Source organism: Zoogloea ramigera (assembly GCF_006539865.1).
Classification (GTDB): Bacteria; Pseudomonadota; Gammaproteobacteria; order Burkholderiales; family Rhodocyclaceae; genus Zoogloea; species Zoogloea ramigera.
The window spans coordinates 94,708-103,321 of sequence record NZ_BJNV01000005.1 but is presented as its reverse complement, the minus strand read 5'-3'; the positions used below and the strand labels follow the sequence as shown (position 1 = coordinate 103,321).

Here is an 8,614-nt window from a genome sequence, read left to right as displayed (position 1 = left end):
GGCGCGGCTGCCGGGGGCGGGGCCGTCGGGTGCCCAGGGGCTGGGCGGCACGCCGGCGGCGGCGAGGCCCGGCGAGGGTTGCGGGATGGCGACGCCGCTGCGCCCGAGGTCGGCATCGGTGCCCAGCGCGGCCGGGCCGAACAGGTCGACGGCGGCGGAGGCGTCGAGGTTGATGCCAGCGCCCACCGACACGCCGATGTCGGCGGACAGGCCGAGGCTGGCCGAGAGGCCCACCTGCGCCGACAGGCTCATGTCGAGGTTGAGGTTGAGGTCGAGGTCGAGGTCGAGGCCGAGGCCCGCCGACAGATCGAAGCCGGCGCTCAGGTCGAGCCCGCTGCCACCGCCCATCAGGCTAGAGGCCCCAGCCGCCGCGGCCTGGCTGCGGGCGCCGGCGCTGGCCTGCTCGACGGCCTGGCGGCGCTGGGCGGCGTCGGTGGCGCTCACCTCGTAGCGGAACTCCTGCTCGGTGAGGGTGATGCTGAGCTTGGAGCGCAGCGGTACGCCGCTCGGGCTGAAGTAGTCGAAGACCTCCTGGTGCTGGCTGATGACGCCGTTGAAGATCAGCGTGCCCCAGCGGAACTGCACCCGCCGCGGCGCCTGCTCGCGGCCGCTGCCGTACACCTGCAGCAGGTCGGCGATGGGCTTGCTGCGGGTGCGTACGTCGAGCATCTCCTCGCCGCCCGTGCTGCTGTCCGAGGCGTCGCGGGGGCGGGTCGAGTCGAAGATGCATTCGAAGCTCAGGGTGGCCTTGGAGGCGCCGACGTTCTGCACCTGCTGGCGGCCGCGGCGGCTGCGGTCGCGCTGTTCGCCGCCGGAGACCTTGAGGGTGAGGGTCTCGGGGTTGAAGTCGAGGGGGATCGCGCGGGCTTCCTGCGGGTTACGCCCGCCCGCATCGAAAGGCACCAGCTTGGCCCGGCGAAACTGGCTGGTGGTCATGGCGTCTCCCGGCTCAGGCCTTCGTGGACGATGTGCAGCTCTTCGAGGGCGACCTCGCGGCCGCCGGTGGCGTTGAGATCGGCCGCTTTGACGCGGTTGACGATGCCGTTCTCGAAGCGCCACACACCGGGCTGCGAGCTGCTGCCGCTGGCCTGGAAGATGCGGACGGTGCCCGACACATAAGGCAGCGGAAAGCTGCCGTTGGTGCAGCGCTGCACCCAGGCCCAGAAGGCCGGGTCGAGGGACAGGCCGCGTTTGAGCACCAGCGGCGGGTGGGTGGCCTTGCCGACCAGCTGACGGGCGCCGAGGTTGTAGCCGCCCTCGCGGAAGCTCACCGGCTCGAGGGTGATCTCCAGCCCCTGCACCTCGGAGAAGGCGGCGCGGCGGGCGCCCTGGGCCAGCCCCTCGTCGCCGCCGAGGCCCGACAGCTCGATCTGCACGGCGAAGTTGAAATTGGTGAGCAGGGTGTCGGCGGACATCAGACCACCTCGATGCGGGGTTCGTCGGCGCCGTGGCGGAGCAGGCGGAAGACGATGAATTCGGCCGGCACCGCCGGGGCGACGCCCACCTGCAGGATGGCCCGGCCGGCGTCGAGATCGCCCTGGGTGTGGGTGCTGGCGTCGCAGCGTATGAAGAAGCTGTCACCGGTCGTGCGGCCGGCCAGCGCGCCGGCGTCGAACAGGGCCTGCAGGCGGCGCCGGGCGGTGTTGGCCATGGCCGACCACAGCAGGGCGTCGTTGGGCTCGAAGGGTGCCCAGGCCAGGTCGGCGGCGAGCTGGGCCTCGAGCCAGTCGATCAGGCGGCGCACCGAAAGGTGGGTCCAGTCGCGGTCGGTGGCGGTGCTGCGGGCGCCGAGCAGCATCAGGCCGCGTTCGGTGCGGCGGATCTCGTCGATACGCTCTTCGAACAAAAAGCCGGGCTCGGGCAGGCCGGCGTCGTCGGCCCGGGCGAAGGCGCCGAGCACCGGGCGGTTGGCCGGCGCGCCCCACACGCCGACCTGGCTTTCGAGCTGGGCGGTGATGCCGCAGGCGGCGGCGGAGGGCGGCACGGTGCGCGCGCTGCCGTCGGCGTCCACCCGCAGCCAGGGCGTGTACAGCGCGGCGCGGCTGCTGGCGAGGGCGTGGCGCCACTGCACGATGTCGCCGGCGCGCAGCCCGGGCGGCAGGTCGAGCAGTGCGATGCGCCCGCCGCGGGCCTCGCAGGCGTCGACGAGCTGGCGCTGGGCATACTGCAGCGAGGCGGCGTCGAAGCCGAGCCGCGGGTAGTCGAGGGCGTGCACCGTGCGCGTGGCCGGGGCGAGGGCGCAGACGGTGCCGAAGCAGGGTTGCTCGGGCGGCATCGGCGGGCCGTCGGTGACGGCTTCGGGCGGGGTCGGGTGGAGCAGGTCGGGCAGGCTCACCAGCGCGATCGGCTCGAAGGGGAAGGCCTGGTCCCAGCTGTCGAGCGCGGCGAGGGCGCCGGGGCGGGACAGGAAGGCCACGAAGCGGTGGTCGGAATCCTCGGCCACGTCGTCGGCGTCCATCTCGGTGGGGTCGAAGAAGTGGCGCCGTTCGGTGGTGGCGGTGGCGTCGCGGCCGTGGCGGGAGGCGGGCATCTCGGCGGCCGACAGCAGCAGGCCGGCGGGCGTGGCGAGCAGGGCCTTGCCGGGGATCAGCCAGGTGTCGCGCAGGAGCGCGCTCGGGCGCAGGTATTCGGAGCCCCACGGGGCATCGCCGTCGCCCCACAGGCGGTCGGCCTCGGCGGTGGGGTTTTCGGGGTCGGGGAGGTCGAGGCGCGGCGGGCGCAGGGCTTCGGCGGCGCTGCGTCGGCCGAGCAGGCGGGGCAGGTAGCGGGGGTGGTCGGGGTGCAGGGCGGCGTCGTCCCAGGTCTCCACCAGCCGGCCGTCGAGGAAGACGTCGAGGCGCAAGGTGAGCTCGACGGCGCTTTGCAGCAGCTGCCGGTCGAGGAAGGGGTGGGTGAGGCGCGGCACGAGCACCGGCTGGCGATTAGGGCTGGCGGCGTCGGGCGCGGCGACGCGGAAGATGCGGCTGCGCGGCGTGCCGCCGGGGCTGGCCGGGTGGCCCAGGAGGCGCAGGGTGGCGCCGACGGTGGGGCGGTCGGGTGGGATCAGCACGCTGCCGGTGGCGTCGTCGAAGCCCAGCGCGAGGGGGCGCTGGACGATGCGGCAGCGCACCTCGAGCCGGTTGCCCCAGCTGCCCGGGTTGCGGGCGGCGATGCGCGCCTGGCGGCGGGAGTGCCCCCGCACGGCCTTGAGGCCGGGCAGCAGCAGGCGGGCGGTGCGCACGTTGCGGTGGTCGACGCAGCGCACCACCACGCAGCGCCGGCCGCCGTTGGCGAAGAACAGGCGCACCGCCAGCGGCAGGTTGAGCCCGGGCAGCGCGCGGCCGAAGAGGGCCTCGAACTGCCGCGCGTCGTCGATGGCGACCGGGGTGTTCACCGGCCCCCGTTCGGCCAGCCCGATCAGCGCGGCGACATCAAGGCGCACCCGCGGCCGGGTGGCGACGGCGGGTTTCTCCTCGTAGACGCCGGGCGGCAGGCCGGGGCGCCACAGGCTGCCCTGGAGCGCGATGCTCATGGCCGGGCCCTCGCGTCAGCGGGCGGGCGGCGGGTGGCGGGTGGGAGGCGCATGGTGGGCTCCGCTCCGGCTCACTCGAACTCCAGGTCCTCGCAGACTAGGGTGAGCTCTTCCATCGCCACGTCGGAGCCGCCCTTGGCGGCCAGGGTCGGGCCGGTCCATTTGGAGGGGCGGGCGTTGATGAGCTTCCAGGATGCGACGGTGGCGGCGTGGTCTTCGCTCAGGAGCTGGATGACCACGGTGGCGCGGGCGTCCATGTTGCCGCGGCGCACCTGGTTGACCCAGTTCCAGAGGTCGAGGGAGGCGATCAGGCCGCGCTTGAGGGTCACGTCGCCGGCCTTGTACATCAGCGGCACCTTGCGCGGCCGGTTGGCGGGGTCGGTGCCCTCGCGGTAGTCGGCGTGGGTGATCTCGGTGTTGAGGCCCGAGACGTCCGAAAACCCGCCGCGGAACTCGCCGCCGCTGGCCGGGCTGATGGTGACCTTGAAGTTGAACGGGCCGTAGGGGTCTTCACGCAGGGTGGCCATTGCGGGTCTCCTTTGAGGATACGGTTAGCGCCGCCGGGGCGCTCAGATGATGGAGGCGTCGGCGGTCCATTGGCCGATGCGGAAGATCACGAACTCGGCGGGCTTGGTGGGGGCGACGCCGATCAGGCAGATGAGGCGCCCGTTGTCGAGGTCGGACTGGCTCATGGTGGTCCGGTCGCAGCGCACGAAGTAGGCGTCCTCGGGCCGCGCGCCGAGCAGCGCACCGCTGCGCCAGACGTCGTACAGGAAGCCCTCGATGGTCAGGCGGATCTTGAGCCACAGCTCTTCGTTGTTGGGCTCGAAGACGGCCCACTGGGTGCCCCGGTCGATGGAGTGTTCGAGGTAGATGAACAGCCGGCGCACGTTGATGTAGGTCCATTCGGGGTCGGAGCTGATGGTGCGGGCGCCCCACACGCGGTAGCCGCGGCCCTCGAAGAAGCGCAGGCAGTTGATGCCTTCGGGGTTGAGCACGTCCTGCTCGCCCTTGTTGACGTTGCGCGAGAAGCGCAGTATGCCGCGCACGGTTTCGTTGGCCGGGGCCTTGTGCACGCCGCGCTCGATGTCGCTGCGGGCGTAGATGCCGGCCATCGCGCCCTCGGGCGAGTACTGCACGGTTTCGCGGGCACCGCCGGGGGCGCCGGCGACGAGCCAGGGGTAGTACAGCGCGGCGTACTTGGAGTCGTGCTGGCCGCGCACTTCGCGGATCAGGGCCTGGTCGGCGTCGCGGGGGCCGGCCAGGATCGCGAAGCGGTAGCGCAGGGTTTCGCAGTGGGAGATCAGCGCGTCGCGCACGGCCTGGCAGTCGTCGGGGGTGGCGAGGGCGGCGGCGCCGGGGCCGGCGACGATGGCGATGTCCTCGATCTCGGCCAGCGCGGCCAGGCCGCTGGCGTCATGGCCGCTGCCGCCGCCGGTGAAGGCGCCGCTGTCGGCGAGGATTCCGTCGCTACCACCGGAAAGGGTGAGCGGGGCGGCGGCGACGAGGCCGGTGAGCAGGTCGCGGGCGAAGCTGGTGCGCTGGGCCGGCAGGCTGGGCAGCCCGGCCGCGGCGGCGTCGAAGAACAGCCGCTGGCTGCGGTCGGCGGGCGGCTCGATGCCGGCGGCGGGGTCTTCGTGGCGCAGGATGCGGCCGAGGAACTGGTCGGAGTCGGGGTGGGTGGAGACGCGCTGGATGGCTTCGACCCGCCCGCCGGTGGAGCCGTCGAGGTTGGGGCCGATGCTGAGGTCGACGGTGATCTTTTGAACGAAGTGCAGGCTGGCGGCGTTCTGGTCGAGGGTGCCGGCGGCGTTGGTGAGCACCGGCCGGCCGGCGGCGTCGAAGCTGACGCTGTAGATGTTGGCGGCCTCGACGGCGTCGGCGCCGGCTTTGGCCACCAGGCGGTTCTTGGCGCTGGCGGCGGTGATCGCCTCGACCACGTCACCCAGGCGCACGCCCATCACGCTGCGGCTGCCGGCGCTACCGGTGAGCAGGTTGCCGCTGCGGATCGCCTGCACCTGCACCACCACGTTGCCGGCGCGGCCGGGGAAGCGGGCGCGCAGGAAGCGGTCGCTGCCGAGCACCGACACGGCCGGGCTCACCGAGCGGCTGTCGTCCACCGAGCCGCCCGCGGCGGGCCGGAAGGCGCGGGCCACATACACCCGCTTGCCGCCGTTCTCGAAGAACAGCCGCACCGCATGGGCCAGGTGGTTGGTGGTCGGCACGCCGGCGAACAGCAGGTCGTTGCCGTCACCGAAGAAGCGCTGGAACTCTTCGAAGCCGGTGACCAGCACCGGCAGGCCCTGGGTGGGGCCGAAGCGGGCCTGGCCGACGAAGCCGGCGGTGGAGGTCGCCACGCCCTCGATGGACTTGGCGCGGAAGCTGGTTTCTTCGACGTACACTCCCGGGGCGAGGTATTCAGGCATTTCGAGCCTCCATCTTGGTCAGGGTAACAACTCGATATCCAGCCGGACTTGCTCGCCGACGGAAACCGGAGCCAACGGATTCTGGCCGCCCACCTGCGGGTGCAGGGTGCCGCCGGAGTCGCGCAGTTGAAAGTCACGGGGCATGAAGAGCGCAGCGCGCCCGGCCGGCGTGAGGGTGAAGGGGTCGGCCGGCTGGCCAGCCAGGAAGCCCTGGCGGGCGAGGGCGCTGGCCAGGGCCGGGCGCGGGGCCTGCACCGTGAGGGCCCGCTCGAAGCGGCGCAGCGGCGGGCTGACGCTGCGGTCGATGGCCTCGAAAGGGAGCACCAGCAGGTAGCTGCCGTCCGGGCCGCTCATGCCGGTGATGGTGTCGGCGGCGCCCTGGAATACGCTGGCGATGCCGAGCAGCGCGCCGGCCACCGGGCGCCCGGCGTCGGTCACCACGCCCCATACGGCGCTGGTGCCCGGGGGCAGGGCGATGCCGAGGGCGGGCCGCAGGGCCACGTCGATCATCAGCGGCCTGGCGCTGCCGGGCGCTGGCGCCGTGCCGGCTTCGAGGGCTTCGCGCACCGCGCTGCGGTCGGGCACCTGGGCGAGGACGGCCTGGGCCTGGAAGCGGCCGGCAGGGTCGGCCACCTCGACGCGCAGCTCGCCGGGCGACAGCCGCAGGAAGCCGTAGAGGCCGGTGGATTCATGCCACAGGGGGCGTTCGGGGTGGTCGGGGTGGTTGGGCACCGTGGTGATGCGCAGGCCGGGGATGGCGGCCAGCCCCGGCGGTGCCGCGTCGCTCTGGTAGCGCCGGATGCGCAGGGCCAGCACGCCGACCGCAACAACCCGTTCGGGGGAGTGGCGGGCCGCCCAGCCGAGCGGCGTGTCGGCGGGGGCGAGCATCACGGCACCGTGGGGACGAAGGCCAGGCTGCGGCTGTCGGTGATCGACGGCTCGGGCCGCTCGCGGGCGGCCAGCCGGGCCGTGCGCACCACGTAGGGGATGGAAAGCTGGTAGGGCGGCTCGAGGCTGTCCCACAGGCGCAGCATGTCTTCGGTGGACAGGTGCGTGATGGAGACCCGCAGGCTGTCTTCGGGCTCCCAGGCGTAGCCGGGGTCGAGCAGGGCGCCGGAGACGAGGGCGTGGCGGTCGAGGATGTCCATGCAGCGGGCCAGCATGACCTGTTCGCCCTCGGCGGCCTGCTTGCCCCACACGGTGAGCAGGTAGTGGAGCTCGAGCCCCAGGGCGTAGCGGCGCGGCGCGGTGGGGGTGAGGCGGGGCAGGTCGATGTTGCGGCGGGCTTCGTCCACCTCGACGCGATACAGGAACAGCGCGACGCGGTTGGTGATCGAGCCGGTGAAGTGGCGCGTGGAGAACAGGGAGACGTCGTAACCGTCGAGGCCCCCGGTGGCGATCAGCTGGTCTTCGAGTAGGCGTCGGAGGGTTGCGCTTGCGCCAGCGATGAACATTTCATGGCCTTTCCCAGCTACCGCCGATTGCAGAGCGCGACGTACCGTGGACGGGCCGGCTGGGCCGGGGCTTGTGAGCGGAGGGATTTGTTCCGGCGCTCGACGCAGGCGGGCGGCCTTGAAACCAGCCATGCACTTGGGCGTGCGCGCGCCTTATCGTCATTGAACGCTGAATGCCAGGCGGCTGGAGATCGGCTCCGGCGCTGTCTTCCGGTATTCAGGATGCTTCAGTCAAGCACACGCATTCCGGTAAATCAAGGCAGGCTGGCGGGCTCCGGCGAGGGCCCTGCGCAGGCGCCCTCAGCGCATCCGCGCCACATCCCGCAGGGGCGGGGCGCCGAACAGGCGGCGGTATTCGCGGCTGAACTGGGACGGGCTCTCGTAGCCCACCCGGCGCGCCACGGTGGCGGCGTCGATCGATTCGAGGAGCATGAGCTTGCGCGCCTCCTGGAGGCGGATCTGCTTCTGGTATTGCAGCGGGCTCATCGCGGTGAGCGACTTGAAGTGGTGGTGCAGCGACGACTTGCTCATGTTGGCGGTGTCGGCCAGGGCGTCGATGGAGAGCGGCTGGTCGAAGTTCTCCTTGATCCACGCGATGGCGCGGGCGGTGCGGTGGCTCTGGCTGTCGGCCGCGGCGATGGCGCGCAGCCGCGGGCCCTGCTCGCCGCTGAGGAGCCGGTAGAGCAGCTCGCGCTCGTGGAGCGGTGCCAGCACCGGGATGTCATGGGGGCTGTCGAGCAGCCGGGCGAGGCGCAGCAGCGCCTCCATCACCGGCAGCGTGAGGGCGCTCACGCCCAGTCCGAGCGGGTCGTTGCCGGCCGAGGGCGGGGCCAGGCGCAGGGTGCTGCTCAGCTCGGCGACCTTGCGGGGGTCGATGTCGAACACCGCGCACAGGTAGGGCCGCTCGGGCGAGGCCTCGGTGATCTGCCCCATCACGGGGAGATCCACCGAGGTGATGAGATAGTGCCGGCTGTCGTACTCGAAGCTCTCGTCGGCGAGGGCGAGGCGCTTGCTGCCCTGCACCGCCACAGCCAGCACCGACCGATACACCGCGCAGATCGGGGTGCTGGTGCTCGAGGCGCGAAACAGGCTGAGGCCCGGCACGGCGGTGGTGGTGGGGCCATCTGCGGAGCAATATCGTTCAATGATCTCGGTGAGCGCCTGGCGCGCGGTTTCGAGCGCGGCCGATGACGCCGGGGCGGGAGAGCCTGATTGGTTCATGG

8 protein-coding genes are annotated in these 8,614 nt (G+C 72.4%); all 8 read right to left on the bottom strand.

All coding sequences use genetic code 11. The features are described from left to right. The coding region (locus tag ZRA01_RS01945; protein ID WP_141349068.1) for a CIS tube protein at positions 1-936 on the bottom strand (936 nt) is incomplete at its 3' end. After that, positions 933-1,415: a phage tail protein gene (locus tag ZRA01_RS01940; RefSeq protein ID WP_141349067.1), complete on the bottom strand. Its 483-nt coding sequence runs from the start codon at positions 1,413-1,415 to the stop codon at positions 933-935. The genes ZRA01_RS01940 and ZRA01_RS01945, both read right to left, overlap by 4 nt. Next, positions 1,415-3,511 carry a phage tail sheath C-terminal domain-containing protein gene (locus ZRA01_RS01935; RefSeq protein WP_141349066.1) on the bottom strand — a complete coding sequence of 699 codons (2,097 nt, stop codon included), beginning with the start codon at positions 3,509-3,511 and terminating at the stop codon, positions 1,415-1,417. Before ZRA01_RS01935 ends, ZRA01_RS01940 begins: the two co-directional genes overlap by 1 nt. A 71-nt stretch (positions 3,512-3,582) precedes the next feature. Further along, positions 3,583-4,038, bottom strand: a complete 456-nt coding sequence (locus ZRA01_RS01930; protein ID WP_141349065.1) for a phage tail protein — start codon at positions 4,036-4,038, stop codon at positions 3,583-3,585. A 42-nt stretch (positions 4,039-4,080) separates the two neighbouring features. Beyond that, entirely contained in the window at positions 4,081-5,937 is a 1,857-nt protein-coding gene (locus ZRA01_RS21220; RefSeq protein ID WP_141349064.1) for a phage tail sheath family protein, read from the bottom strand. 18 nt (positions 5,938-5,955) lie between these two features. After that, positions 5,956-6,825: a hypothetical protein gene (locus ZRA01_RS01920; protein WP_141349063.1), complete on the bottom strand. Its 870-nt coding sequence runs from the start codon at positions 6,823-6,825 to the stop codon at positions 5,956-5,958. Then, positions 6,825-7,391 carry a Pvc16 family protein gene (locus ZRA01_RS01915; protein ID WP_170182869.1) on the bottom strand — a complete coding sequence of 189 codons (567 nt, stop codon included), beginning with the start codon at positions 7,389-7,391 and terminating at the stop codon, positions 6,825-6,827. The genes ZRA01_RS01920 and ZRA01_RS01915 overlap by 1 nt, the downstream gene beginning before the upstream one ends. Positions 7,392-7,691: 300 nt before the next feature. Continuing rightward, positions 7,692-8,612 carry an AraC family transcriptional regulator gene (locus ZRA01_RS01910; RefSeq protein ID WP_141349061.1) on the bottom strand — a complete coding sequence of 307 codons (921 nt, stop codon included), beginning with the start codon at positions 8,610-8,612 and terminating at the stop codon, positions 7,692-7,694. Positions 8,613-8,614 lie beyond the last annotated feature (2 nt).